General features: G+C 67.1%; 27 protein-coding genes. 12 read left to right on the top strand and 15 right to left on the bottom strand.

The genetic code is table 11. The features are described from left to right. The first annotated feature begins 80 nt into the window (after positions 1 to 80). The 3 genes from U5919_RS04895 (at position 81) to U5919_RS04885 (ending at position 1,415) form a co-directional block, all read left to right on the top strand. Positions 81 to 458, top strand: coding sequence for a DUF7964 domain-containing protein (locus tag U5919_RS04895; RefSeq protein ID WP_336022572.1), 378 nt, complete (start codon positions 81 to 83; stop codon positions 456 to 458). Between the two features lie 105 nt (positions 459 to 563). Then, positions 564 to 1,007, top strand: a complete 444-nt coding sequence (locus U5919_RS04890) for a universal stress protein (protein WP_336022571.1) — start codon at positions 564 to 566, stop codon at positions 1,005 to 1,007. Between the two features lie 81 nt (positions 1,008 to 1,088). After that, on the top strand, positions 1,089 to 1,415 hold the full coding sequence (locus tag U5919_RS04885) for a 2Fe-2S iron-sulfur cluster-binding protein (protein ID WP_336022570.1): 327 nt from the start codon (positions 1,089 to 1,091) through the stop codon (positions 1,413 to 1,415). Between the two features lie 23 nt (positions 1,416 to 1,438). Here U5919_RS04885 and U5919_RS04880 read toward each other — a convergent pair whose 3' ends face one another. After that, positions 1,439 to 3,343 (bottom strand): globin-coupled sensor protein, encoded by a 1,905-nt coding sequence (locus tag U5919_RS04880; protein WP_336022569.1) that lies wholly within the window; start codon positions 3,341 to 3,343, stop codon positions 1,439 to 1,441. Positions 3,344 to 3,481: 138 nt separating this feature from the next. Here U5919_RS04880 and U5919_RS04875 point away from each other — a divergent pair, with 138 nt between their 5' ends. Beyond that, complete coding sequence (locus tag U5919_RS04875; RefSeq protein ID WP_336022568.1) at positions 3,482 to 4,165, top strand: rubrerythrin family protein; 684 nt, start codon at positions 3,482 to 3,484, stop codon at positions 4,163 to 4,165. A 79-nt stretch (positions 4,166 to 4,244) separates the two neighbouring features. Here the strand turns inward: U5919_RS04875 and U5919_RS04870 are convergent, their stop codons facing one another. Beyond that, positions 4,245 to 5,477, bottom strand: coding sequence for a mandelate racemase/muconate lactonizing enzyme family protein (locus tag U5919_RS04870; protein WP_336022567.1), 1,233 nt, complete (start codon positions 5,475 to 5,477; stop codon positions 4,245 to 4,247). 101 nt (positions 5,478 to 5,578) lie between these two features. Between U5919_RS04870 and U5919_RS04865 the strand changes: the two genes are divergently transcribed. Then, on the top strand, positions 5,579 to 6,475 hold the full coding sequence (locus U5919_RS04865; protein WP_336022566.1) for a DUF8054 domain-containing protein: 897 nt from the start codon (positions 5,579 to 5,581) through the stop codon (positions 6,473 to 6,475). 51 nt (positions 6,476 to 6,526) lie between these two features. On the opposite strand, the gene U5919_RS04860 is transcribed toward U5919_RS04865, so the two are convergent. After that, positions 6,527 to 7,105: an MBL fold metallo-hydrolase gene (locus U5919_RS04860; protein ID WP_336022565.1), complete on the bottom strand. Its 579-nt coding sequence runs from the start codon at positions 7,103 to 7,105 to the stop codon at positions 6,527 to 6,529. 150 nt (positions 7,106 to 7,255) lie between these two features. On the opposite strand from U5919_RS04860, the gene U5919_RS04855 reads away from it, so the two are divergent. The 3 genes from U5919_RS04855 to U5919_RS04845 all read left to right on the top strand — a co-directional run bounded on the left by U5919_RS04855 (position 7,256) and on the right by U5919_RS04845 (position 8,965). Next, a complete protein-coding gene (locus tag U5919_RS04855; RefSeq protein ID WP_336022563.1) occupies positions 7,256 to 7,771 on the top strand; it encodes a metal-dependent hydrolase in 516 nt (171 codons plus the stop codon). A 153-nt stretch (positions 7,772 to 7,924) separates the two neighbouring features. After that, positions 7,925 to 8,119, top strand: a complete 195-nt coding sequence (locus tag U5919_RS04850; RefSeq protein ID WP_144901135.1) for a cold-shock protein — start codon at positions 7,925 to 7,927, stop codon at positions 8,117 to 8,119. 210 nt (positions 8,120 to 8,329) lie between these two features. Continuing rightward, entirely contained in the window at positions 8,330 to 8,965 is a 636-nt protein-coding gene (locus U5919_RS04845; RefSeq protein WP_336022561.1) for a response regulator, read from the top strand. Positions 8,966 to 9,028: 63 nt separating this feature from the next. Here the strand turns inward: U5919_RS04845 and U5919_RS04840 are convergent, their stop codons facing one another. Further along, positions 9,029 to 9,835 (bottom strand): creatininase family protein, encoded by an 807-nt coding sequence (locus U5919_RS04840; RefSeq protein WP_336022560.1) that lies wholly within the window; start codon positions 9,833 to 9,835, stop codon positions 9,029 to 9,031. Between the two features lie 99 nt (positions 9,836 to 9,934). Here U5919_RS04840 and U5919_RS04835 point away from each other — a divergent pair, with 99 nt between their 5' ends. Next, the gene (locus tag U5919_RS04835) at positions 9,935 to 10,912 is read left to right on the top strand and encodes an aldo/keto reductase (protein WP_336022559.1); all 978 of its coding nucleotides are present in this window, start codon (positions 9,935 to 9,937) and stop codon (positions 10,910 to 10,912) included. On the opposite strand, the gene U5919_RS04830 is transcribed toward U5919_RS04835, so the two are convergent. Continuing rightward, a complete protein-coding gene (locus U5919_RS04830) occupies positions 10,903 to 12,081 on the bottom strand; it encodes an MFS transporter (protein WP_425604208.1) in 1,179 nt (392 codons plus the stop codon). The two genes, U5919_RS04835 and U5919_RS04830, sit on opposite strands and share 10 nt — an antisense overlap. A gap of 84 nt (positions 12,082 to 12,165) precedes the next feature. On the opposite strand from U5919_RS04830, the gene U5919_RS04825 reads away from it, so the two are divergent. After that, positions 12,166 to 13,467: a DUF7405 family protein gene (locus tag U5919_RS04825; protein WP_336022555.1), complete on the top strand. Its 1,302-nt coding sequence runs from the start codon at positions 12,166 to 12,168 to the stop codon at positions 13,465 to 13,467. 36 nt (positions 13,468 to 13,503) lie between these two features. Here the strand turns inward: U5919_RS04825 and U5919_RS04820 are convergent, their stop codons facing one another. Next, entirely contained in the window at positions 13,504 to 14,172 is a 669-nt protein-coding gene (locus tag U5919_RS04820) for a DsbA family protein (RefSeq protein WP_336022553.1), read from the bottom strand. Positions 14,173 to 14,343: 171 nt separating this feature from the next. Between U5919_RS04820 and U5919_RS04815 the strand changes: the two genes are divergently transcribed. Together U5919_RS04815 and U5919_RS04810 are read left to right on the top strand one after the other, a co-directional pair. Then, positions 14,344 to 14,541, top strand: coding sequence for a DUF1918 domain-containing protein (locus U5919_RS04815; protein ID WP_336022552.1), 198 nt, complete (start codon positions 14,344 to 14,346; stop codon positions 14,539 to 14,541). 35 nt (positions 14,542 to 14,576) lie between these two features. Next, the gene (locus U5919_RS04810) at positions 14,577 to 15,026 is read left to right on the top strand and encodes an RNA-binding protein (RefSeq protein WP_336022551.1); all 450 of its coding nucleotides are present in this window, start codon (positions 14,577 to 14,579) and stop codon (positions 15,024 to 15,026) included. A 201-nt stretch (positions 15,027 to 15,227) separates the two neighbouring features. Here U5919_RS04810 and U5919_RS04805 read toward each other — a convergent pair whose 3' ends face one another. The 9 genes from U5919_RS04805 to U5919_RS04765 form a co-directional block, all read right to left on the bottom strand. Then, positions 15,228 to 15,791, bottom strand: a complete 564-nt coding sequence (locus tag U5919_RS04805; protein ID WP_336022550.1) for a thioredoxin family protein — start codon at positions 15,789 to 15,791, stop codon at positions 15,228 to 15,230. A gap of 74 nt (positions 15,792 to 15,865) precedes the next feature. Continuing rightward, positions 15,866 to 16,291: an EamA family transporter gene (locus tag U5919_RS04800; protein ID WP_336022549.1), complete on the bottom strand. Its 426-nt coding sequence runs from the start codon at positions 16,289 to 16,291 to the stop codon at positions 15,866 to 15,868. A 75-nt stretch (positions 16,292 to 16,366) separates the two neighbouring features. Further along, positions 16,367 to 17,617: an MFS transporter gene (locus U5919_RS04795; RefSeq protein ID WP_336022548.1), complete on the bottom strand. Its 1,251-nt coding sequence runs from the start codon at positions 17,615 to 17,617 to the stop codon at positions 16,367 to 16,369. Between the two features lie 25 nt (positions 17,618 to 17,642). After that, positions 17,643 to 18,539: a DUF58 domain-containing protein gene (locus U5919_RS04790; protein WP_336022547.1), complete on the bottom strand. Its 897-nt coding sequence runs from the start codon at positions 18,537 to 18,539 to the stop codon at positions 17,643 to 17,645. 1 nt (position 18,540) lies between these two features. Further along, a complete protein-coding gene (locus U5919_RS04785; RefSeq protein ID WP_336022545.1) occupies positions 18,541 to 19,479 on the bottom strand; it encodes an AAA family ATPase in 939 nt (312 codons plus the stop codon). 3 nt (positions 19,480 to 19,482) lie between these two features. After that, positions 19,483 to 20,508 (bottom strand): DUF7502 family protein, encoded by a 1,026-nt coding sequence (locus U5919_RS04780; protein ID WP_336022544.1) that lies wholly within the window; start codon positions 20,506 to 20,508, stop codon positions 19,483 to 19,485. Further along, positions 20,501 to 20,857 (bottom strand): Atg14 domain-containing protein, encoded by a 357-nt coding sequence (locus tag U5919_RS04775; protein WP_336022543.1) that lies wholly within the window; start codon positions 20,855 to 20,857, stop codon positions 20,501 to 20,503. The genes U5919_RS04780 and U5919_RS04775 overlap by 8 nt, the downstream gene beginning before the upstream one ends. After that, a complete protein-coding gene (locus tag U5919_RS04770) occupies positions 20,854 to 23,250 on the bottom strand; it encodes a VWA domain-containing protein (RefSeq protein WP_336022541.1) in 2,397 nt (798 codons plus the stop codon). Before U5919_RS04770 ends, U5919_RS04775 begins: the two co-directional genes overlap by 4 nt. Further along, positions 23,250 to 25,058 (bottom strand): DUF7408 domain-containing protein, encoded by a 1,809-nt coding sequence (locus U5919_RS04765; protein WP_336022539.1) that lies wholly within the window; start codon positions 25,056 to 25,058, stop codon positions 23,250 to 23,252. The genes U5919_RS04770 and U5919_RS04765 overlap by 1 nt, the downstream gene beginning before the upstream one ends. Between the last annotated feature and the right edge of the window lie 89 nt (positions 25,059 to 25,147).

The following is a 25,147-nucleotide window of genomic DNA, read 5'->3' as shown; positions in this document are numbered from 1 at the left end:
TTGAAGTCCTTTCCCACCGTTTCTGACGCCTCCATCCGCAAGTCACAACGCACAAGCGGCGTCCCCACGCAGTTCGACGTATGAGTGTCGTCGATTCGTTGCCGCCGCGTCCGCTGACGCCGCAGGAACTCGTGCAGCTAAACGCCGCCGACGCCCTCGAGATGGCGGTTCCGATCGAAGACGGGGGTCGGGCCTCGGGGCTCCTCGCCGCCTCCGAGACGTGGGTGAAGGGCCTCGCCTTCGACGCCGACGCGGAATCGTGGTCCGTCGTGGAGACGGTAGAACTGGGTCCGAGAACCGAGCGCGTCGACGGGCTGCAGGCTTGCGAACGCTCGATTATCCAGTTCCGCGGCGACGACCCCGACGAGATAACGGCCGAAGACGCGCCCGGTACGTACCGACCGAGCGTGGACGGTGATTCGACTGTCGACGATGATCCGACCATCGACGACGAGTGAGCGCATTCTCGCGCTAGCACCCACGTCGGCGGTGCGGGGTTCGATCGAACATCCCGACGAACACGGGATAACTTCTAAGCGTCGGGTGACGTACGTTAACATACAATGTACGATAATATCCTCGTTCCGACGGACGGCAGTGTCGCCAGCGAGGGGGCGGTCGGACACGCCATCGAACTCGCGAAACAGTACGACGCCACGCTCCACGCGCTGTACGTCGTCGATACCGGTGCGTACTCGGCGATGGAGGTCGGCTCGGACATCGTCGTCGAGGCGCTCCGAGAGGAGGGAGAGCAGGCCGTCGCGCGCGTGGCCAAAGAGGCCGAGGCGGCGGGTATCGCCGTCGAAACGGCCGTCGAGACCGGAATCGCTCACCGATCGATCGTCGAATACGTCGAAACCGAGGGGATCGATCTCGTCGTGATGGGGACGCACGGCCGGACCGGCGTCGGTCGGTTCCTCCTCGGGAGCGTCGCGGAGAAAGTCGTCAGAACCGCCGACGCACCGGTGATGACCGTCCGGTCCCAAGAGGAAGAAACCGAAGAGTGAGCGAGACGACGGGGCTCACCTGCCCGCGGATCGGCGGCTGCTTCGCAAAGAGTTTTGAATCGATCCGTCGAACGGCGAGGTATGACTGACTACACCGTCGAGTTCGTTGGCACCGGCGAGACGATCGAAGTGTCAGACAAGCAGACGATTCTGAAGGCGTGTATCGATGCGGGAATCGCCCAAGAGTACTCCTGCCGCGTCGGGATGTGTCTGGCCTGCTCCGCCGAGATCGTCGAGGGCGAGGTCGCCCAGCCCGCCGCCCGCGGGCTCACCGACGAGGAGCGCGAGAACTACGCGCTGACGTGTATGGCCCGTCCGCAGAGCGATCTGAAGCTCGACCGCGGCGTCTATCCGCCGAGCATCGAACAGGAAGCGGCCGACGCTGCCGCTGCAGCCGACGACGACTGATCAGGTCTCTCCGCCGATTCGAGCTACTCTCGCGAGCGGTCGGGCCGATCGTCCGGATCCGTCGGCTCGAAGCCGCCATCGGTCCCCACGAAGGCGAACCCGTTCTCCTCACTCGCCGATGAGTCGGAACTGTCCGGAGCAGGTGCTGTCGTCGCCGCACGCCGCCCCGGCGTATCCGTCCGCTCGGAGGCCGATTGTTCATCCGTCATCGACGACCTGTTCGCCGTTTTCCCGTCGCTCTCGGGTGGTCCAGTGTCGGCTGCGTCCGCGCCGGTCAATCGATCGGCGGCGCGTTGGATGGTCTCCATCCGCTGGGACTGTTCGCGGCTCGCCTCCGCGACGTCGTCGACGCGGTCCGCGACGTCGTCGGCGCGTTCGCGCGCGTCTTCGACCATCGCGGTCACCTCCTCGGCGCTGACGGCCTGTTCGTCCGTCGCGACGGCGACCTCGGTTATCCCGTCGGTCGTCCGCTCGACGGCGTCGACGATCTCTTCGAGGCTGTCCATCGCGTCCTCGCCTCGGTCGATACCCTCGTGGAGCGTCTCGGTCGTCTCCGAGAGGCTCTCGATCGTCTCGGCGGCGTCGGCCTGTACGCGGTCGACCGTCTCCTCGACGTCGCTCGCGCGCTCGCGGGACTGTTCGGCCAACTTCTTCACCTCGTCGGCGACGACGGCGAACCCGTCGCCCGCCTCGCCCGCTCTCGCCGCCTCGATCGACGCGTTGAGCGCGAGGAGGTTGGTCTGTTCGGCGATGTCGTCGATCGCCTCTATGACGGCATCGATCTCGTCGATCTGCGCCTGCAGCCGTTCGAGGTCTTCGGAGGCTTCGCTCGCCGCGTCGGCGACGTCCTCCATCACGTCGATGGCCTCGTCGGCCGCCTCCTCGCCGGAGCGCGCCCGAGAGACCGCCTCGTCGCTCGTGTCTTCGACCTGATCGGCGGTCGCCGCGATCTCCTCGACGGTCGCGCTCATCTGCGAGATCTCCGCGGCGACGTCCTCCATATCCCCCGCCTGCTCGTCGGCGATCTCTCGGATCGTCGAGGAGCGCTCGGTGACGACTGACGACGCCGAGGCGACGTCGTCGATGGGCTCGCGGAGATCCTGTTCGACCTCCCGGGCCAACTGTTCGCGGCGTTCGGCCTCGCGACGGGCCTCTTCGCTGTAGGCGTGGACGTACGTGTCCATCGCGATCTGTTGATCCAGCGCGAGTACTTTCAAGAGTGACGTCGTCCGCTCGACGATCGCGTCGACCGCGGCATCGACGTCGGTTTTGTCGACTTCGTCGACGTCGGTTCCATCGTCCGCGTCAGCCTCGTCGACGTCGGCGGATCCCCGTTCCTCGCCTTCGGCGGGCACCGCGTCGGTCCCTACCCGACTGCGCCCCAAGAGCCGGGCGAGAAACCCACGTCGACGACGCGCTGATTCGGCCGACTCCACATCGTTTGCCTCCGCATCCGCCGCAGCGAACTCGTCTTTGACCGCGTCACCGATGGCGTCGACGAGCCCCTCGTAGTAGACGCTGTACGCGCCGATGTAGAATTTCGGTCCCAACCCCAGCGTCTCGTGGATCTTCCCGATCCGAGCCCGCCGCGCGAAATAGTCGCGGTCGTACTCGCCGTCGCCCAACGAGCGGAGATACGCTCGTTGATCCGTCTTGAGCCGATCGAGCCCCTTGCTCGACCGGCCGAGGATCTCCGTCGCGTCGGCGTCGCTCCGCAGGTGGTCGTAGAACTCATCGACGATATCGTCGGCGACGGCGTCGAACGCGGGTTCGAGGTCTCGCATCCGCGCTTCGTCCTCGTCGTCGAGGCGAAGGAACGATTTCCGCCACTCGATCTCCGAGTCGTCGATGTCCAACGCGTCGAGAAGATCGTCTCCGTCGACCCGTGCTCGCACCTCCTCGGTCACTACGACGCCTCGGTCGTCCATAGGCGAAGTTCAGCCATCTCCGCATAAGATTGTTGGCTTTGAAGTATCAATATTGATATTATGTCGAGAGGGGCGTGGGTGGAGAGATTGGCGCACTCCGAGAGCAACGGTTAGGTTCGTCGCGTTCGCGGTTCCACTATGACCGGTGAGACCGGCGATCCGTCCGGATTCCGACGGGCGGCAGCACTCCGCTCGCGGCTCGAATCGACGTTCGCGGATGAGTTAGCGCTACTCGGATCGACGCGGTTCCTCGCCGCGGCGTCCGGCGGCGAACCGGCGGCGACCGCACTCCTCGATGCCGCGGCGGAGAGCGAACACGCCGCACGTGAAACGTTCGCCGGGTGGGCTGCTGACGCCGCCGACAGCGATGCCCGCGCCGCCTTCGAGGCGGTCGTCGAACAGGAGGCCGAGCACCGCTCGCGGGTCGCCGCCGAACTCGACGGGTGGACGCCCGACGGCGGGCCGCCGGGACCGATGCACGCGTACCTCCGGGGACGCGAGACGACGATCGAGCGGGCCGCCGGTGGGATGGTCGGACGCCCCCTCGTCTCGCTCCAGACCCACGCGCGACTCGTCGACTTCTTCGAGCGGCGGGAGACGGCGTCGGCTCCGGGACGGGCCGAACTGTTTTCGGGTCTTCGAGCGGAGACCGAAGGCACGCTGGAAAACGGCTTAGAACTACTCGCAACGCGCTGTGAAACCGACGCGGACTGGGAGGCGGCGGAGTTAGTTGCGGAATACACTGTCCGGCTCGCTCACGACGACACCGCCGACGCGCTCCGATCGCTCGGCGTCGACGTCGAGAGTGGCGAAACAGGATAAAACGAGCTCGACGAAGCGACGCTTCGGCGAACACCGATAGACTTGCTCTGCTCGCCGATCGAGCACGACTTCGCTTCGCTCAGTCGAACAACTCCTCACCGTCGACCATATGCGCCTCGACGGCGTCCATATCGAGCGTCAATCCCAGTCCGGGACGCTCGGGAATCTCGATCGAGCCGTCCTCGATGACGGTCTCCTCGACGAGGTCGTCCCACCAGCCGAGTTCGTAGGAGTGATACTCGACGGCCAGCGCGTTCGGAATCGCCGCGCCGACCTGCGCGGAGGCCATCGTCGCGATCGGCGAGGAGACGTTGTGCATCGCCACCGGAACGTAGTACTGGTTCGCGACATCGGCGATCTTTCTCGTCTCGCGCATCCCGCCGACTTTTGGAAGGTCGGGCGCGATGATGTCTACGGCTTGGTTCTCGATCAGCCGGCGCTCCTCGGTCACGCGGTATCGGTTCTCGCCGACGGTGATCGGCGTCGTCGTCGATTTCGTGACCTCTTCTTGGACTTCGAGGTTCTCCGGCGGAACCGGGTCTTCGAGCCACCAGACGTCGTACTCCTCGATTTCGGCCGCGAGGCGCTTCGCGGAGCCGCCCGAGAACGTCCAGTGACAGTCGAAGGCGACGTCCGCGCGATCTCTCACGCGCTCTGTGACCTTCTCGACGATCTCGGCTTTGTGGCGGATCTCGCCCGGCCGGAGATGGCGGTTCGCGCGGTCCTTTTCGAGCCCGGAGGGAACGTCGAGATCGAATTTCAGCGCGTCGTAGCCGAGCTCTTCGACGACGCGCTCGGCCTCGTCGGCGCAGGCGTCGGGGTCGGCCTCTTCCTCCGTGTGGCAGTCGCAGTAGACGCGCATCTCGTCGCGGTACTTCCCACCCAACAGCTGGTAGGCGGGGAGATCGAGGATCTTCCCCGCGAGGTCGTGCAGGGCGACCTCGATCCCCGAGATGGCCGTGACCGTCACGCCCTCGATCGAACCCTCCCCGGACATCTTCTGGATCAGGTGCTCGTACAGACGGTCGATATCGAGGGGGTTCTCGCCGACGATCATCGTCTTCATCCGCTCGATGAGCTCCGGGACGCCCGCGCCCCAGTAGGCCTCGCCGGTGCCGACGATCCCGGCGTCGGTGTAGACGCGCACGAGCGTCCACGGGAAGTTGCCGTCGACCATCGTCGTCTGTACGTCGGTGATCTCGACGTCGCGGCCGCCGCCGCGCTTCGCTCGCACGCCCATCGTCTCCGCGGAGAGTTCTCGCATCGTGTACTCCGCGTTCGGGTCGTGTAACTCGGCGTAGTCTACTCCCATAGCCGCGTATTTACTCGTCGAGAGGTAAACCTTTGGAGACCGGTGTTCGGACGCGGTTAATCGACGATTAGCTATGCTGTCCGGGGACACAGCCCGCACCTATGACGACGCTCGACGGACGAACGTTCAGGTGGAAACAACCCGAATACACCGGCGAAAACCGCTGTTTCCCGTGTACCGCGGTCAACGTGGTTATCACGGCGCTGGCGGCGATCGTCGCCGGGGCCGTGTGGCTTCCGTTCGGTGTCGCCGTCGTCGGCATCGGACTCGCGGCCATCTACTTCCGCGGGTATCTCGTTCCCGGAACCCCGACGCTCACGAAGCGCTACCTCCCCGAGCGGATTCACCGGTTGTTCGGGACGCACGCGGGACCGACGGTCGAACTCAACGAGGACGCCCTCGATGCGGGAGAGATCGAACGAGCGCTGCGGTCGTTGGACGCACTCGAACCGTGCATAGAAGACACTGGCGGCGGTTCAGACGCGGCCAGAGAGAGTTCGAGCGCCGCGGCGGCGGACCTCTGTCTGACGGGTCGGTTCCGCGAGTCGTGGTACGAGCGGTTCGAGACGGAGCGAGCGGACGCCGAAACGGCGGATCGACTGTTTTCCGGTCTCGATATCGACTCGGAGACGATCGATACCGAGCGACGGTCGAACGCGTTCGTCGCCCTCGCCGAGGTTCCCACGACGACGCGGACCGCGACACTCGCGAAGTGGGAGGCGGAGGCGGCGTTTCTCGCCGACGCCGCGGCCGACGCGGTGCTCCGACGGTGGAGTCCCGACTGGGCGGCGCTCGGCGTCGACGCCCGCTTGGAACTGTTGGGTGCCCTCCGCCTCTGGCTGGACCGCTGTCCGTCCTGTTCGGGAGCGGTGTCGCTGGGTGAGGAGCGAGTGGAGTCCTGCTGTCGATCGGTCGACGTCGTCGCGGCGACCTGCGGGGACTGCGACGCACGGCTGTTCGAGGCGCAGTTCTCGCCCGATGCGGCGCGGCGGGCCTGAGGCGGGAGGTGTCGAGTTCGGGGCGAGAATTCCGGACGCGAGGCGCGGAAATCAGCCCATCTGGGACGCTTGGAGCGCGATTTCGACGTCGTCGAGCGGGCGCTCGGTAACGCTCGGGCCGTGGCCGACATAGAGCGCGCTGAGGCCGCCGTCGACGACGTCGTGGAGGTATCGGATGCTCTCGACGAGCGTCGGCCGGTCGCCGCCTTCCAGATCGGTACGGCCGAAGGAGCCGTTCGCGAAGACGAGGTCGCCCGCGAAGCACACGCCCGTCTCCTCGGCGTAAAAACAGAGGTGGTCGGGGCTGTGTCCCGGCGTGAAGAGCGCCTCGTACTCGTCGTCGCCGATGGGTACCGACTCCCCGTCTTCGATGGCGTTGTCGACGTACTCGCTGTCGGTGTCGTACCCCCACGTTTCGACGCCGAACGCGTCGCGGACGGCGGCGACGTTCTCGACGTGGTCGGGGTGTGTGTGGGTGAGATAGAGGCGGTCGAGGTCGTCGAGGTGCTCATCGAGGCGGGCGACGAGGTCGAAGTTCGCGCCCGCGTCGACGAGTGCTGTGGTTTCGCCGGTGACGAAGAAGACGTTCGAGGTGAACGCACCGACGTCGCGTGCGAGGTTTCGGATCACGGACGCCGGTACGCCGCCGGTCGACGAAATCCTTCCGTTCGATTCGTGCTCCAAGCACGGTCGTGGGACGCCCCCGCCGGACCTCCCCGCGGAACGCCCTCCCCACAGTTCGGTCACGACGTTTTTGTGTACCCGAATCGAGTCCCGAATATGTATCAGAAGGGCCACTACGGCGTCTCCCTGCTCGTCTTCGCTCCGATCGCGTTCGTCCTGCTCCTCTTCGAGCACGCTGAGCTCGCCGTCGTCGTCGGCGCGACGATGCTCTCGTTCGCGATGCTTCCCGACCTCGACCACCGAGTCCCGGGGATCCCGCACCGCGGGCCGACTCACTCGTTCGCCTTCGCGGCGCTCGTCGGCGGCGTGTTCGGCGCTGCGGGGTTCGCCCTCGAAACGGCCGCGGGCAACGCGGGGGCGTTGGACGTCGGGACCGTCCTCGGGGGCGTGTCGCTCGCCGCGGCCGGATTCGGATTGGGAGCGCTCACCGTCGTCGCCCATCTTCTCGGAGATGCGGTCACCCCGGCGGGCGTCAACTTCCTGTGGCCGTTCTCGACGCGCACGTACACCCTCGGCCTCTGGCGCGCGGACAACACCATCGCGAACTACGGGCTCCTCGCGATCGGTGTGTTCGCGACCGCTGCGGCGGTCTACCTCGGGGCCGCGTTCTGACGCTGCCGAGAGTCAGCCGGTCGTCATCGTCGGATCCCGGGCAAACACAGGAATCGGCAGGAAAACGTCGAACAAACGCGGGGATCGGCAGGAATCCGGTCGACATTCCGCGACACAAGGCTTATTTATCGTCTTCGCGTGGGTTCAACCGCAATGGCGAAAGGTACGGTTGCGTTCTTCAACGACACGGGCGGTTACGGTTTCATCGAAAGCGACGATTCTGACGAAGATGTCTTCTTCCATATGGAAGACATCGGCGGCCCCGACCTCGAAGAGGGCCAAGAAGTCGAATTCGACATCGAACAGGCTGATAAAGGCCCACGGGCCACGAACCTTCAGCGCCTGTAAGGACGCGTCACGACAGCGGTACTGCGGTCGGCGATCCCGTCGATTCTCACCACGATTCTGCATTTCTCACCCGGCTAGCCGGTAGTTCATCGAAGCCAGCGGGCGGGGGCGCTCTCACATCGAACCGTCGGCGACGAACCCGACGGAGGGCGCATCCCGAACGAGGGTAAGAATTTAGACCGCGGGCTTCGAGGGGTGCGGTAGAACGAAATGGACGGCGCTACACCCCGGATTCTCGTCGTCGAAGACGAGCCGGATTTGGCGGAGCTCTACGCTATCTACCTCTCGGACGTCTACGAGGTACAAACAGCAACGGACGGCGAAACCGCACTTGAGATGGTCGACGCCGACACGGACGTCGTGCTCCTCGACCGTCGGATGCCGGATCTGACCGGCGACGAGGTCCTCGAACAGATGCGGGCTCGCGGGCTGGACACGCAGGTCGCGATGATCACAGCGGTCGAACCCAACGTCGACATCGTCGAGATGCCGTTCGACGATTACTTGGTCAAACCGGTCACGAAAAAGGACCTTCACGGACTCGTAGAGGTACTGCTCCGCCGCTCGAACTACGACGAGCGCTCCCGGGAGTTCTTCCGACTCGCCTCGAAGAAGGCGGCGCTCGAATCGTCCCCCGACGTCTCCGTCGAAAATGAGACCGAATACCGCGAACTGACCGAGCGGATGGAAGGCCTTCGAACCGAGATCGACGACACGCTCGCCGAGTTGAGCGAAGACGACTTCCGCGACGCGTTCGCGTCGTTCGGCGATGTCGAGTTCGACGGGTCCGCAGCCGACTCCGACGGATCCACTGCCGGTTCCGGCGGGTTCGACGACGCGGAGTAGCGAAACGAGAGCGTGAGCGATCGCTCAGCGGGGCAGTGGTTCGTCTCGGAGAGATGACGAGGCTCACTCGGAGCGGCGGCTCCCCGGCTGTGGGTCGACGTGGGCCGGCGCGAGGAGGTCTTCGAGCCGCCGGTCGTCGAGCCACGACAGCAGGTGGATCAGTTGCGTCGCGGCCGCCTCGAACAGCTCCTCACCGATCTCGGCGGTCGCGTCGGTCTGATCGCCGAAGACGCCGTTATCGGAGTTCTCGACGGCGTCGTAGAAGGTCCGTGCACCATATTTCCGAAGGATCTCTGCCGCCGCCTCGACGTCGGCCATCCCGCCGTCGCGCGCGGCTTCAAGCTGATCCTCGCGGACCAGTTCGGGTGCAAGGTGTTGGATCATCGCTGTCTCCTTCGGACCGCCGTGGGGGCCGTTGCGCTCGAAAACCTCGTCGACGAGGTCGGGGATCGACTCGTCCCACATCCACTCGACCGCGTAGATCGCGCCGTCGTCGCGGAGGCGGCGACCGACTTCTCGAAGGTGTTCGACGTTGCCGCCGTGGGCGTTGACGTAGACGACGCGGTCGATACCGTGGTACGCGAGGTTGCGCGTCATCGACTCGACGTAGTCGCGGAACTGCGGCGGATCGACCCACATCGTCCCGTGGAACTGCCGGTGGTGGGGGCTGACACCGACGTTTACGGTCGGCGTACAGAGGAATCCAGTCCGCTCGGCGGCCTCGCGAGCCAACCCCTCGGCGATGAGGTGATCGGTCGAAAGCGGGAGGTGCGGGCCGTGCTGTTCGGTCGAACCCAGCGGGACGATGGCGACCGACTCCTCAGCGACGTAGCTCCCGAGCTCGGGCCACGTCTGATCTGCGACGTACATACCGGTCGAAAGAGGGGTGACGTCAAGAAGGTACGGCACAGCCCGAATCGTAGTCGACACCTCTATGGCTTTTTGCCGTTGGACCGTGTGGCGTGCGGTATGGAGTACACCACACTGGGTGATACGGGAATGACCGTCTCGAAGATCTGTCTCGGCTGTATGAGCTTCGGGAGCAGCGATTGGCGCGAGTGGGTCCTCGACGAGGAGGAGGGGAAAGCGCTCGTCGACCGGGCCATCGAACTCGGCGTGAACTTCTTCGACACCGCTAACATGTACTCGGCGGGCGAATCGGAGCGCGTCCTCGGCGACGCGCTCTCGGCGTACGACCCCGAGGAGTACGTCGTCGCCTCGAAGGTGTACTTCCAGACTCGCGAGGACGACCCCAACTCCGGCGGCCTCTCGCGGAAGGCGATCGAACGGGAACTCGACAACTCGCTGGATCGGCTCGGATTGGACACGCTGGATCTCCTACAGATTCACCGCTGGGACTACGACACGCCCATCGAACAGACGATGCGGACGCTCGACGACGCCGTGCGACGCGGAAAAGCCAGATATCTCGGGGCGTCGTCGATGTGGGTCCATCAGTTCGCCGACGCCCAGCACGTCGCCGAGCGCCTCGGACTGACGCCGTTCTCGACCATGCAGAACCACTACAACCTGCTGTATCGGGAGGAGGAGCGCGAGATGCTACCGTTCTGTGAGAAGCAGGGCGTCGGCGTGATCCCGTGGTCGCCGCTGGCCCGGGGGTGGCTCGCGCGGCCGCACGGGGAGTCACGCTCGACGACTCGGGGCGAGACCGACGACTACGCCCACCAGCACCCGTACCTCGAAGGCGGCGGCCGGGAGATCAACGAACGGGTGGGGGAACTCGCCGACGAGAAGGGGGTCAAGATGGCCCAGATCGGCCTCGCGTGGCTGTTCGCCGACGACCGCGTCGACGCGCCCATCGTCGGAACGACGAGCATCGAACACCTCGAAGACGCCGTCGAGGCGCTCTCGATCGACCTCTCGGAGTCGGATATCGCCTACCTCGAAGAGCCCTACGAGCCGGTCCGCATCTCGGGTCACGAGTAGGTGGATTCCGAGATCCGCCAGACCGCCCGGGCGGCGACGACGGCGATGACGACCTCGGACAACCCCACGACGACGAACGCCGCGAGATAGCCCGCGCTCGCCGTGGTCGTGCCGCCGAGGAGGAAGCCCGCGAGAAATCCGAGGCTCCCGAAGACGTTGAACCCGCCGAGCGCCGCGCCGCGGGTTTCGACGGAGGCGACGTCAGTGACGAGCGCCATCGTCGCGGGCGAAACCAGCGCGCCCAGCGCGCCGACGGCGATCATCGCCGCGAGAGCGATCCAGAGCGCGGGGGCGACGCCGACGGCAATGATCCCGAAGCCGTAGCAGATCGATCCGACAACGACGGGTATCTCTCGACCGATCCGATCCGAGAGCACGCCTGCGGGGTACTGCAATAACGCGAACGGAACGAAAAAAGCCGCGAGCGCGAGTCCCGCTCCGGCGGCGTCCAGTCCGAACGACTCCCGGAAGTAGTAGACGCCGACGAGCGCGAAGAAGCCCGCGGTCATCCGGTCGATAAAGCCGAACGCGTACGGAACCGTGAGTGTGGGCCGCTCGCGCAGTCGGCCGAGCACGTCGCCGACGCCGAGTCGATCGCCGCTCGGCAGATCCTCGGAGACGGTGAGGAACAGGACCGCGACCGCCAACAGCGTTCCGGCCGCCGCGTACAGCGGATAGAGCGGATCGGCGTCGGCGAGCCGACCGCCGATGATCGACCCCAGCGCCGCCCCGAGGCCGATCGCGATCCCGGCCGCACCCATATTCCGCCCGTTACCCCCGGCGAGATCCGCGAGCGCGGTGATCGCCAGCGAGAACGCGCCGATCGTCGCCGCGCCGCCGACGACCCGAACCACGAGCACGGCCGCAAAGGGGAATCCGAGCGCCGGTGCCGAAGCGAGCGCGAGATAGCCCGCCGCGCCGCCCAGCGCACCGGCGGCCGCGAGCGGCATCCGCCGTCCGACGGCGTCGCTGGCGGCCCCCCACACGCTCGCGAAGGCGACGAAGGCGGCGAACTCGGCGACGAGGAACCACATCCCCGCGCGGATGGTCCCCCCGCCGCCGAGCGCGGCCACGATGTCCTCGACGCCGGGGTACAGAAAGACCTGCGAGACGAGTACTCCCCAGACCCCGAGCGCGAGTCGGATTCGAGTCCCGCGGCGAGTCACGATGTCCGGTTACCCTTCCGGACAAATATCCGCGTCGTTTCCGCGACGCATCCGAATCCACTTGTCCGTCCGTCGCCAACGCCGGGTATGGCCGACGGGGGAAAAGAACCGACGCGACGCGACGTGCTGAAGGGAGCGGTCGCGGTCGGCGGCGCGGCGGCGCTGTCTGCGTGCCTCGAACAGACCGACGCGGAGCCCGTTCCCGAGGGATCCGACGACCCCGCGTCGCCCCCGGAGCGGCAGCACGCGTGGAACGGACGCGTCCGCACCGACGAGAACGGGAACACGCTGCTTCCCCGACATCAACTGCTGTTGTATCTCACGCTCCCGAACGAGGGACCACCGTCGGAGGCGGAGCGCGAGGCCGTCGAATCGGCACTCCACGGTCTCGACCGCGCGTACGAGCGAAGCAGCGAGGGACTGCTGCACTCGATCGCGTACTCGCCGCAGTACTTCGATCGCTTCGGCGGCGACCTCCCGGGTTCGATCGACCTCCCCGAACCCCGGGCGCTCTCGCCGTTCGAGTCGCCGGCGTTCGACAGACAGGACGCGCTGGTCCATCTGGCGTCCGATCGCGCGGACGTCGTTCTCGCCGCCGAAGAGGCGCTGCGAGGCAACGAGTCGACGGTGAACGGCCGCGAGATGGACGCCGCGTTGACGGACGCCTTCGAGGTCGACGACCGCCGAAGCGGGTTCGTCGGTGCCGGGATGCCCGCCGAGCGACAAGACGGGCTCAGCGGGATTCCCGAATCGAACCCGGTCCCGGACGAATCCCCACTCTTTATGGGGTTTATCTCCGGATTTCGGCAGAACCAAGCCACGGAAGATTACGTCACGCTCGGGGAGGGTCCGTTCGCCGGCGGAACCACGAAGCACGTCTCGAACCTCCGGATGCGACTGGAGGACTGGTACGGCGAGCAGTCCTTCGACGAACGCGTCGCGGAGTTGTTCTCGCCGGTGCACGCGGAGCAGAGGCTCGTCGAGGGCGTCGGCGAGAACCTCGGCGACGATAGCGGAATCAGCTCGGAAATCATCGAGGACATCGGCGCGCACGCCAGAGAGTTCGGCCGCGTCGGTCACGCACAGAAGGTGGCCCGGGCGAATCGCGAGGCCGACGGCACGGTTCGGACGCTCCGACGGCACTTCGAGTCGACCGACGACGACGAGGCGGGGTTACACTTCCCGAGTCTTCAGCGAGGAATCACGACCTTCGAGGAGGTCCGAGCGGCGATGAACGGGACGGACGTGGCCGACGAACCGACGATTCGCCAGCGCGTGAACAACGGAATTTTAGAGTACATCTTCGTCAAACGCCGCGGCAACTTCCTCGTCCCGCCGCGGCCGCTCCGAGCGCTGCCGACGCCGACCGGCGAAACGCCGGGGCTGTGAAGTCTTCTCACCGGACGCCGGTTCCCGGCCGAACCGCTACTCCAGACGACTGTCGATCGCGCTGCTGACCGCGTCCCACCTGTAGCTGTCGAGCAGTTCACCGTCAACGTAGACAGCGGGGGTTCCGGGAACGCCTCTGTCGGATCCGGTCTGTCGATCGGCCTCGACGACCTCGCGGTACGGCTCTTGCTCGGCCGCGGCGGCGACGGTACAGCCGTCGACACCGAGTTCGTCGGCGACGTCGTGGACGATCTGGTAGCCGTCCTCCGCGAGGTCGCCTTGATTCTCGTAGACGCGCTCGGTGAACGCGAAGAACGTCTCCATATCGCTCTCGTCTTGCACCGCGCGCGCCGCTGAGGCGGCCGCCCACGACCACGTCTCGTCGACCGGGATGGGGAAGTCGAAGAACCGGTATCGGACGTCGCCCGCGTCGACGTAGTTCGACTTGATCTGCGGGTAAACGTCGGTCGTGAACGTCTGGCAGTGCGGACAGGCGAAATCCTCGAACACGTCGACGGTGACGGGAGCATCTTCCGGGCCCAATGCGGGGCGCGAGAGCGACGATACCGATTCGAGCGTTCCGACGTCGCAGCCCTCGGGGAGCGTGCTGTCGTTGCTCTGTAAGGCACTGAAGCAGCCAGCGAGAGATCCGAGCGTCGCCGTTCCGCCGAGCGCAGCGAGATAGGACCGTCGTGTCGATCGCATACCTCCAATCAGGGAGTGGCGACATATTACCGTACCGTCTCGGCCCCTCTCGACTCGCCCCGAACTGCGACGGCGCTACTATATCGATTTCCGCGAGAAACCGGGCGTCCGTCGTCGAGCGCGTCCGCTCCGAACCAGTCGACTTTTCACCGCCGCGCGTCGCTCTTGGGTATGGAGTTCGAAGAGGACGACAGCGTGGTACTGCACGACAAGCACAGCGAGTTCGACGGTCAGACCGGGACGATCACGCAGGTCGTCGAGACGATGTTCGGCGACGCGACCTACACCGTGAGCTTCGAGGACGGCCAAGAGGTCGGCATCTCGCCCGATCAGCTCGAAGCGGCCGAGGGCGACGTCGACGACGAGTAATCGAACTTTTCCCGTCCCGGCGCGAAGGACGCGCAATGCCCCGGATTCCGTTTCACTACGTCGATCTGCGGACCTTCTGCTATGAGACCGAAGACGAGAAACGAGTCGAGAGCGCATTGGGAGCGTTTCTGCCCGAGGAATTCGAGCTCACGCGAGCCGAGAGCACAGGCCATCACGGCGACCGGATCGTCGTTCTCTCCGCCCGCGTCGAGAACGCGGACGACGTCAGACACGTCCTCGCGCGGCTGACAGAGCTCCCCGAGTTCGACGCGCTGCTCGACGAACTCGACGACCGCGTCACGGAGAACACCGAGCTGTTCCTGCGGCTGGACAAGCAGGCGGCGTTCCGCGGCGAGGTCCGCCGCGGCGGCGGCATCACGCTCCGCGCGAAGGTCGAGGCCTACCCCGCCACGAAGGACGCCGCCGTCGAGAACGCTCGTGAGGCGTTAGAGCAGGCCGAGACGCTCGACGTCGACGCCGAGTAGGGTAGTGTCCGATAGCGTCGGCTCTCGGGTATCGGTGCGCGAATAGTGGCGAGCAGGTAGCACGGCGGATACGCAGGGCGCTGTGCTACGCAACCGCGGGACGCCCTGCGTCGGAAATCAACGCACGGGGGGCGTGGTCCCGTTTTCGGATATAAACGCTCGTACCCGGCGAGAATCGATAGACAGGTACGAGACTCCCTCTCAGTCGTCGAGCCACTTGATCGAACAACCCCGCGAGGGCGTCGCTTCGACGGGAATCTCCTCGCCCGCGAGGAGCGCCTCGACGGCCTCGCGCATCTCGTAGCGTTCGGGCTCGTCGTCGGGGTTCATCGCGTCGTCGAGGCGGGACTGGAACGCGAGTCGGAACGTGTCGCCGTCGCGCTCGAAGAGGAACGGATCGGGTGTACAGACCGCGCCGTACTCGCGGGCGACGTCTTGGGACTCGTCGCGGAGGTACGCCGTGAACCGGATTTCGCCGTCTGTGACGCGCTCTCGCATCCGCTCGAAGGAGTCGTCGGGGTACTCCTCGGCGTCGTTGGGGTTGATACCGACGACCGCGAGGTCGTCGTAGGCCTCCGTGAGGTGGTTCAGCTCGTCGACCTTCGCCTCCGCGTAGGGGCAGTGATTACAGGTGAAGACGACGAGTAGCGCCTCGTACTCGGCGAAGTCCGAGAGCGCGTACGTTTCGCCGTCCGCGCCCGGGAGCTCGAACGACGGTGCCTCGTCGCCGTGGGACAGTTTGGAATCGGATTCGACTAGGACCATATCGGCGAATAGGGCCGCCGCCCAAAAGACGTTGTTCGTTTCGGCAGTCCGTCGGAATCCGGATTCTATATCGGCTATTCGACGCTCACGAGGTAGACGGCGACGACGCCGAGGCCGATCCCGAGCGCCTTCCGTGCAGTCAGCGACTCGTTCAGGAAGACGATCCCGAGGAGCGAGCTCACGACGAGGAACATTCCGAAGATCGGCGAGACGACGCTCACCGGGCCGAGCGAGAGCGCCCGGTAGTACGCCAAGATCCCGACTGTCAAACAGACGCCGGCGATGGCGACGTACCCCACTTTCGGGTGCGTGACGTAGGAAAGCGCGTTCTCTTGGTTGTACGCGATGATACCGGCGGTGAGAGCGACGAGGATCGTGTTCGCGATGATGGTCGCGACGTTGCTCGGGATCTGCGCCGATCCGGTCGTCGCGACGCGCATAAACGGAGCCACCAGCGCGTACGCGACGAGCGCGAGTATCGCCCACGGAAGATAGTTCATAGACTCTCGTCCGGGCAGCCGTGGGTTCACCGTTTCGGTCCAGTGTCAGTGATCGACGCCAATGGCCACCGGGTGTCAATCGTCGCTGGGCATCGGCGTCGACGAGATGTCGAACGCCGCGTCGCGGACGATCCACCATCCGAGCGCGAGCGAGAGTGCACCCAACGCGGCGACGGCACCGAACGACCGCGCGAGACCGGCGGTTTCGATCAGATACCCGAACAACGGCGGGGCGATCGCGCCGCCCAGCGAGATCCCGATCGTCACGAGCGCGAAGTTCTTCCCGAGGTCGGCCCGCGCGGAGAGGAGGTCCGCGAGCGTCGACCGCGCCGGTCGGGAGAGGCTGATGCTCCCGCTGAAGAGAAGCACGACGCCGAGTGCGAGCGTCGGGAGCACGAGCGTCGAGAGGAGCGCGGCGACGACGGTCAACAGCGCGTAGCCGACGATGACGACCGGGCCGGCACCGGCGCGGTCGGTGAGCGTACCGCCGAGGAGGATCAACCCCGCGCCGACGACGAGCATCGCCGAGGTGAGCGCACTCGCGGTCCCGTCGGGCAGGCCGTAGCCGGCCGCCAGCAGGTTCGGCGTGTACGTCCGAATCGTCCACGCCGCCGTCGAGGTCAGAAACGCGAGCAGCGTCAGTCCGAGGATTCCGGGAGACGCCGTGAGCGTCCGGAACAGCGCCCGCATTCGTCCGGGAACGGAGGCCACCGTCGGCCGCTCGTCGGGGCGCTCTGCGAGCCCGGGTTTCGTGACGTCGTCGTCGATCGAGCGGAAACTGAGCAGGCAGTAGGCGGTGTACGCCCCACCCAAAACAGTCACGACGCCGAGAGCGACTCGCCACGAGAGGCCGAGGGCGGTCGTCGCCGCGACGGCCGCGAACGGTGCCGCGAGCCCGACGGCCCCGCCGAAGGCGTGCGTGCTGTAGGCGCGCCCGCGGTTTTCGGCCGACGAGACCGCGGCCAAAAGCGGGTAGTGCGCCGGGTGGTGTCCGGCGACGCCGATTCCGAGGATCACCTGCGCGACGAGAAGCCACGCGTAGGAGGTCGAAAGCGCCGTGAGCGCCGCGCCCGCGGTGCCAACGACGAGCGAGATTCCCAAGACGAGCGTCCGACTGTAGGCGTCGGAAACGTAGCCCATCGGCAGTTGGAGGGCGAGGATGACCACGTTTTGGACGCCGATTGCGAGGCCGATGGCGGCGATGCTGACGTCGAAGCGCGCGGCGAGAACGGTCACGAGCGGGGCCACCATCACGATGTAGGCGTGGTTGACGAAGTGCGACCCCGAGACGAGGGCGACGACCCGGCGGTCCTGTGCGTCGGTCACAGTTGCGTTTGGACGCCGAAGCGAATTATACCCGCCGAATGTCGTCGGCGGTCCCCGGTTCTCGCGCCGTCCAGATGTCTCCGAACGCGTCGAAGAAGTCCGCGCCGGTGTCGACGACGACGTGCTCGGCGCGGAGGCGACGCGCGCGCGCTTCGACGTCGTCGACGTGCTCGGAGAGCCTGTCTCTGTACCCCTCGGCGGTCGTCCCACCAAAATACGCGCGCTGCGTCGATCCCGTTTCGGGGTCCTCGAAGACCGTGTCGCCGCTGACGTCGGGATCGCGCTCCTCGGGCGCGACGAGGTGGACGAGGAGGACGTCGCTGTCCCCGAGCGCGGCGAGACCGTCCTCAATCGCGTCCGGATCGTCGAGGAAGTCGCTCACGACGACGACGAGCGACCGCGAGCGGATCGTGCGCGCGTAGGACGCGAGCGCGTCGAAGAAGTCGGTCCGGCCGCCGGGGGTGGTCCCGTTCACCCCGTCGACGAGTCGGAGCAACTCCCCGCGCGTCGAGCGACCGCGGTCGAGCCGCTCGGCGTCGGTGCCGATCGTCGCGAACCGAAACGAGTCGTGGCCGGCGACCGCGAAGTACGCGAACGCGAGGCCGACGCGCGCGCCGAACTCGAATTTGTTCGCCGCGCCCGAACCGAAGTCCATCGACGCCGAGGAGTCGAGAAGCACGTGCACCGTGAGGTCGCGATCGGCCTCGTACCGCTTGATGAAGTGCTCGTCGGTCCGCGCGTACACCCGCCAGTCGATCAGCCGGACGTCGTCGCCCGGCGTGTACCGGCGGTGGTCGCTGAACGTGAGCCCCTCACCGACGTTCGGCGACTGCTGTTCGCCCTGCCGCCGCGAGTCGGTCCGGTGCCGAAGCGCGCGCTCTAAGCCGGCCAGCCGGTCGAGGAAGTCGGGTTCGATCGGCATCTCACAGCAGTTCCGAAACGATGTCGTCCGGCGTGACGTCCTCGCGCTCGGCGCGGAAGTCGACGACGATCCGATGGCGGAGCACCGGATTGGCCATCGCCTCGACGTCAGCGCTGGCGACGTGCGAGCGCCCGTCGAGGAACGCGCGGGCCTTCGCGGCGAGGACGAGCCCCATACTCGCCCGCGGGCTCGCGCCGAACTCGACGTTCTCGGCCGTCCGCGTCGAGCGCACCAGATCGATCACGTCGTCGCGGACGTCGTCGGCGATGGGGACCTGTCGCGTGAGCTGTTGGGCCCGCTGGAGCCCGTCGCGGGAGAGCACGCGGTCGACGGACGGATCGGTCGCACCCGTCGTGTACCGGTCGACGATCGCTCGCTCCTCGTCGCGATCGGGGTAATCGACGAGGATTTTCAGTAGGAAGCGGTCGGTCTGGGCCTCCGGAAGCGGGTACGTTCCCTCCTGATCGATCGGGTTCTGCGTCGCGAGCACGAAGAACGGCCGCGGCAGCTCGCGCGTCTCGCCCGCGGTCGTCACCTGCTTCTCCTGCATCGCTTCGAGGAGTGCGGCCTGCGTCTTCGGCGTCGCGCGGTTGATCTCGTCGGCGAGGACGAGGTTCGCGAACACCGGCCCCCGCTCGAAGACGAACTCGCGTTCGCCGCCGACCTCCCGGATGATCTCGGTCCCAGTGATGTCGGCGGGCATCAGATCCGGCGTGTTCTGGATGCGCGAGAACGACAGGTCAGTCGCCTCCGCGACCGTCCGCACCAGCGTCGTCTTGCCCAGTCCGGGGTTGCTCTCGATCAGCGCGTTGCCGTCACAAAGCAGACAGACGAGCAGCTGTTCGACGACGGCTTCCTGGCCGACGATTCGCTTTGCGACCTCCTCGCGGAGGGCGGCGAGTCTGCGCTGGATACTGTCGATCTCTTGGTTTCCGCTCATAATTTAGGGTGTGTCGTCCGTGTTCGTCTCGGGGGTTTCGTCGTCGAGTTCCCTGATCCGAAGGTTGTACTCTCGCACGAGTTCGGCGTCTTCGATCCGCTCCTGTCCGGCGTACCCCGACTGCTGGCTGTCGAACTCCCCGCTTCCGCCGCCGCCTCCGAACCCGCCGTCCGAGCCCGTCGGGCCGTCGGCGCTCCCCTCGCCGGTGCCCGGCACCGAGATGTTTTCGTCGTCGTCGCCCGCGTCGACGTCCTCGCGGTCGCCGAGGATCTCGTCGCCGTCCTGCAGGCCGTCGTCGTCCGGACGATCGACCGTCGGCTCACCGCCGCCGAGCAGTCCGGCGAGATCGGGATTGACGACGGCGACCTGCACGCTCGCGACACTCACGAGGGCGACGAGCGCCAGCGTGACGACCACCCGGCGCGTCTCGACGAGTTCGAGCGTCGAGGTCGACCCGAGCGTCTCGATCACGTCGTCGTAGAGCCGTCGCGCCATCTCGGTGTCGGTCCCGTCGTCGACGGCATCGCGGGCGGTCCGCAGCGCCTCGCCGAGTTGGGTATTGGCCGACTCGAACCGCTCGACGAGCGGGCGACGGACCCTGAGACCGTACGCTGCCGCGAAGCCGACCGCGCCGGCTGCGACCGCGACGAGCGCGGTCGCCGGGAGCGCCGTCGGGGCGAGGTCGCCGGCGATCGGGACGCCCCCGAGAGCGTCGACCGCGACGCTCGGGAGCGGGACGTCGATCGCGAGCCATTGCGGGTCGAGAAGATCCAGTGCGAGGTTCGCGAGGAGCGCGAGAAGCGCGGCCTCGACGATCGCATAGAGGAGTGCGACGTTTCGGACCTCGCGTCTGACTTCGGCGATCGCTGTGCGCATTCGCGCGTTCGACCCCTCGCGCTCGACGTTCGCGGTCTCGGTCCCCCGTTCTTCGACGGGGTTGCCGAACCCCGGATCGGGATCGAACCGGACCCCGTCATTCGCCGAAGAATCTCCATCCGACGGCGAGGCCCCGTCCCCGTCCTCAGACATCGTCACACCCCTCCGGCGGATCGCCGTGCTCCTCCTGCCACTGCTCGCAGACGGACTGTAGGTCCTCGCGGTGCTCGTCGCGCTCCGCGCGAGCCTCTTCGAGCGCGTCTTCGGTGTCCGAGAGTGCGCTTTCCAGCCGGCTCACTTCCGCTTCGAGCGATTCGATCCGCTCGCGTGCGGACTGTAGGTCCTCGCGGAGCTGGTCGTTCTGCGCGCGCAACTGCTCGTTTTGGGCGTCGATCTCGGAGACGGCCGACTGCGCGAGCAGCGTGGCTCCGACGGTCCCCACGGCGAGGACGAGGAGGGCGACGAGGAGCGCGCGGTTCAGGGGGCGGCCGACGAACGTCACGGGAGACCTCCGTCCGACGTGGTATCTCGGCGACGGACTTGAAGCCGCCGGTAGCTCACCTCGGCCGTGAAGACGAGCAGTCCGACGAGCAGCGCCAGCCACGTCCAGTCGGTCCGCACCGGACGGACGCCGCGGGCGCGCTCGGTCGCGAACCGCGCGATCTCCTCGCCCTGTCCGGCGGTGAACTCTCGGCCGCCGGTGTCGTCGACGAGCGTGTCGAGGGCCGGGTCGGGTCCGAACGCCGCGTACTCCCGCGGGTAGTTCGCGGCGTACGTCGCGCCAGACACGTCGTGGTAGCCGGTCGACTCCGGCGTCACCGTCGCCTCGAACAGTTCCTCGTCGACGCGGCGGAACGAGATGTTCTCGGAGCCGGGTCGATCGGAGCCGGGTCGATCGGAGCCGCGATACGTCACGGTCGTCGGCTCGCCGACCCGCGTGTCGGGGACGCCCGTGATCCCGGTCGCCTTCCGCTCGGGGTCGCCGACGGCGTAGTTCGTCGTCCGCGTCAGGAGCAGCGAGTCGGGCTCGCGGAGCAGGCCGTCGAGCGTCCCGTCTTCGCCGTGAGCCGTCAAGGTCGCCACTCGTCCGATCCCGTAGCGCCACGTCGCGAGCGCGGGCTGACCGTTGCTGCCGGCGACGAGGTAATCCGCGCCGGGCCGGACGGAGACGTCGTTGAACGACGCGGGCGACGACGTCAGCGTGACGCCGGAGGTGATGAACGCGCGCCGGTCGAGCACGATGAGTTCGGACGCACCGGGCGCGCCCGAGCCCCCGAAGAGGATGCCGAGTCGGGTCGTCTCCGACGCGCGGAAGTAACTGCCGCCACCCGCGCCGGCGATGGTCTGGAGGGTTCGCTCGTTGACGCGCTCGCCCGCACCGACGGTGACGACGCGGACGCCGCGCTCGGAGAGCTCGGAGGCGACCGACGCGGCCTCGTCGGGGTTGTCGTGACCGTCGCTGATCAGGATGATCGTCCCCGAGCGGTCGCCGAGCAGTTCGCCGCCGCCGCGGACCCCCGTCGCGATGTCGGTCGCCCCGCCCGCACGGAGTCGACGAATCTTGTCCGCCAGTTGCCCGCGGTTCTCCGAGAGCGGTTCGACGTCGGCGACGCGATAGGCCTGGTAGTTGAAGCCGACGATGCCGACCTCGTTCTCGTCGCCGAGGTTTTCGAGCACCGAGAGCGACGCCGATTTCTGGACCGACATCCCCTCTTCCGCGCTCCCGGAGACGTCAACGGCGAGCACGATGTTCGTCGCGCGGGGCTGTCCCTCGCCGGTCGTGACCGGCAGCATCGACGCGAGGTTCGACCCCTCGTAGCCGCCGCCCTCGTAGGCGTTGGGCCCGCCGACGACGAACAGGCCGCCGCCGTCGATGACGAACTCCTGCAGGCGGTCGACGTTCCCCAGCGAATCGGCGGGCGCGTCCTGCACAACGACCGCGTAGTACGGCGAGAGGTCATCGGGAATCGACTCCGCCGTCTCGACGTCGTACAACTGATCGAGGTAGCCGCGGAAGGGGTACTCGCCGGGTGAAACGTACAGGATCTCCGGCCGTTCGACCACACGAACCGTCTTCCGGAAGACGTCGTTCTCGGAGAACCGGTCGGTCGCGTCGATCTCGGCCGTGATCGTATGACCGCCCGTCGACTCGAAGGTGTGATTGAACTCCACAACCTGCGGCGCGTCTTCCATCGACCGTTCGAGCACCTGCTCGCCGTCGACGCGGACGGTGAGCGTCGTCGACGTGTTCGGCCCGACGCCGTCGACGCGGGCGGCGAAGCGGTTCTCGACGCCGAGGCTCACCTTCTCCGGTCCCGCGACTTCGACGTACCGTTCGGCAGTCCGCGGCTCGGGCGAGACCGTCGAAACGGTGGCGTTCGCCGACCGGGCGAGTTCGGTCGCCTCGGTGAGCGACTGCCCGCTCGTCACGCGGCCGTCGCTGAGGAGGACGAGGTTGCCGTCCTCGCGCACGTTCGCCGAGAGGGCGTCGCCGATCGGTGAGGAGTCCTCGACGCCGACGGGCACGCGACGGACCGAGACGCCCTCGGCCTCGATCTCGTCGGCGATTCGCTCCTCGACGGCCGGCGAAACGGCCATACTGTCCGATTCGTCGACCAGCATCGTCACACTCGGCTCGCCCGCCGTCAGTTGTGGCTGCACGGTGTACGGTCCGGCCGCCGAGAGCACGACGAGCGCGACGACGGCGACCCGCGCGGCGAAGAACCAGCGTCGCGAGCGCGGGGATGCAAGTCCCGAGGCGTCGCGGAAGACGAGCGCCCAGAGCGCGAGCAGCGCGACCGGAAGCGCGAGGAGAAAGAGCGGCCGCTGGAGGCCGACGGAGAGTCCCTCGGTCAGTTCCGCCGAAACCTGGAGCACGTTCGGGAGCACCGCCATCACAGATCACCCCGTCGGCGGAGGAGGGCCACTTCACCGAGCGCGACCGCGAGGAGGCCGAGCGCGACGAACTCCGTCAGCGGGTCCGGAACCGTCCGTTCCTCCTCTCTCGCGGTCGGCCCGCCGTCGGTCGTCTCGTCGATTGCCGACGTCGACACCGCGGACTCCTCGGCGCTGAGCAGTGACGCGCTGTAACGCGTCCCGTCGGCGACGTAGAACCCGGCGTCGTCGGCGTCGACCGCGGCCGCGGTCACCTCGCCACGCGGCGTTTCGATCGTCGTCTCGTTCCCGAACGCGAGCCGGTCGCCCGTCTCGCGGTTCAGGTCCGCGAGCGCCTCTCGGTTCGCGAGCGCGTAGACGCTCCGCTTCCAGAATATCGGGTACTCGAAGTCGTATTTGAAGGCCGACGCGGACTCGACGTAACCGTAATAGAGGAGCTGACCGCCGCCTCGACTCGCGGTCGCGATGATCGGGGTGCCGTCGGTGGTCGAGACGAGCGCCGTTCCGGACTTCAGATCGCCGCGGACGTACCGCTCCGGCGGCGGGAAGGTAATGTCGCGGGTGAGTTCGTCGGTCGCGGGCGTCGCGAGCGACGGATTCGAGCCCATTCCGTCGGGACTCAACAGGAGCAGGTCGCCGTAGGCCTCGACCGGCATCGATTCGTCCGCTTGGATGCCGACGCCGCCGCCGCCGGCGAGCGCGTCGCGTCCGGCGACGACGTGGGCCTCGCTGAGTTCGCCTTCCGCAACGTTGCTGTACAGGACCACGTCGTAGGCGTCGCCGGGCGGCTGAGGGACCGAATTCGGCGGTTCGACGGTCGTCAGTTCGACCGGATCGATCACCGTCAGCGCCGTCGTCAGGTAACGGTTCTCGTCGTTCGTCACGAGGAGGACGTCGACGGCGGCGTCCTCGGGCGCGGCCACGTACGCGACGTCGTCGCTCGGGAACGAGTCGCCGGGCGAGAGACGGATCTCGCCGCCGCCAGCGGGCACCGGGAGCGTGACGCTTCTGACGTCGCCGGGCGCGAGCGAGACGGTCTCTCGGGCGTCGCCCAGCGATATCCGCCGCTCCGTCTCCTCGGTGCCGAAGTTCTGCACGGAGACGGTCACCTCCTCGCCGGAGAAGCGTCGGTCGACGATTCCGACGTTGTCGTCGCCGCCGCCGTCGAACTGCCGCAGGTCAACCGTGAGTCCGCGAGCGCGCGCCGACTGCGCTGCCGGCTCCCAGCCGTCGCCCGCGAAGTCACTGAGGACGACGAGGCGCGCGTTCTCGCCCGCGAGGCTCTGTGCGCGCGAGATCGCAGAGCGGAGATCCCCCGAGGCGTCGGTCGCGCGCAGCGACGAGAGCGCCTCGTCGGCGTCGCCGGCGGTCCCGTCGCGCAACGCGATCGAGGAACGACCGTCGGCGACGACGATCGAAGTCGTCGACGACGTCTCCGACCGCGCGGCCGAAATCGCCCGTTCGAAGCGCGTCTCGCCCCCGTTCTCGACGTTCATACTCGCGCTGGCGTCGACCACGATGACGGTCTCTTCGACGGTTTCGGACTCCGAAACCGGGACGTACGGGGTCGCGAGCGCCGTCGCGAAGAGAATGATCGCGAGCAGTTGGAGGAGTAAGAGCGCGCTGCGCTTCAGCCGTTCGAGCAGCGGCGTCGACGACGACGTGCCGTCGGAGTCGGTCAGGAACCGGACCGTCGGCAGCGTCACGCGGCGGGGGTCCGGTCGAACGAGGTACAGGAGGAGCACGGGGATCGCCGCGAGGAGGGCGGCGAATCCGAGCGGGGAGAGGAAGGCGTCGGGGAGGGCCATCGTGCGGGAGGGGGTCCGCCGGGGTAATGGACCTTTCCCACCGCGAACGCCTCGGGGGTGACCGAGCGGCGATTCACCGTCTCTCGCGT

This window comes from Halobellus sp. LT62 (genome assembly GCF_037031285.1).
Taxonomy (GTDB): domain Archaea; phylum Halobacteriota; class Halobacteria; order Halobacteriales; family Haloferacaceae; genus Haloquadratum; species Haloquadratum salinisoli.
The sequence above is the reverse complement of the archived record's forward strand: the minus strand, read 5'-3'. Positions and strand labels throughout refer to the sequence as shown.